Raw genomic sequence first — 828 nt, 5'->3', positions numbered from 1 at the left:
TTGGCCGAGGGGTTATCACCGCCGTAGCCCTCCATGAGGTTCACGGCACCCCACACGCCCAGACCGGCACCCAGTGCCACAACCAGAGTCTTCAGAACGTCCACTGCGCTGTTAAAGAATTCCATAGAAAAATCTCCTTTGTTTTGAAAAAACGACCCTGCACACACCTGAAATCCGTTTGCAAAAGCCGAAAACCACGGCGAAGGTTGATTTTCCGGTGTACCTGTTGGGTCAATGGATAAAAAATAACCGCTCGTCTTATCAGGCGAGCGGGAGTGAATCAGCATCCACCATGATGAAGGTATCATCCGGGTGGATTTTTTCTTTTCGATTCAAGAACTTCTCGATATCGAGGGCGTTCTTGGGGTCATAATCGGAGGTGTACTTGTAGTTCGGGTGCTGGGTCAGGTCGTACTTGTCGCTCAAAAATGGGCGCACACCACGAAGCTGCAGGATGCACTTGCCGCCATCCAAAACTGCCAACTCATCCCGGCTCATAAGTTCGTGACCGAGTTTTTGATAGTTGGTGCCATAGCTTGGGCTATTGCCACGGGTATCGGAATTGTTGTAGCTGTCGATGGTTTCCTTGCCGAGTGCTTCGGCAAGATCTTTCAGGGTGGTAGGCTCACTGCCGCCCAAAAATATCTGACTGTCCATGTTGCCCACGATGGTATCCGCATTATCTTTGTAGATGGCTTTCAGCTGGCTGCGGGTCTGCAAGACCAGACACGCCGAGATCTCACGGCTGCGGATGGTAGCCACCAGCTTTTCCAGCTGCGGAATCTGACCGATGTTAGCACACTCATCGATCAGGCACCGCACATGGAC

2 protein-coding genes are annotated in these 828 nt (G+C 51.9%); both read right to left on the bottom strand.

Features of this window, described 5'->3' with window-relative positions:
* Positions 1 to 125 (bottom strand): Maff2 family mobile element protein (locus C7J97_RS14730; RefSeq protein WP_242983549.1); only part of this gene is annotated, 125 nt, incomplete at its 3' end.
* A 136-nt stretch (positions 126 to 261) separates the two neighbouring features.
* The coding region (locus tag C7J97_RS14725; protein ID WP_170126689.1) for a type IV secretory system conjugative DNA transfer family protein at positions 262 to 828 on the bottom strand (567 nt) is incomplete at its 5' end.

This window comes from Faecalibacterium prausnitzii (assembly GCF_003324185.1).
GTDB lineage: Bacteria > Bacillota > Clostridia > Oscillospirales > Ruminococcaceae > Faecalibacterium > Faecalibacterium prausnitzii.
The sequence above is the reverse complement of the archived record's forward strand: the minus strand, read 5'-3'. Positions and strand labels throughout refer to the sequence as shown.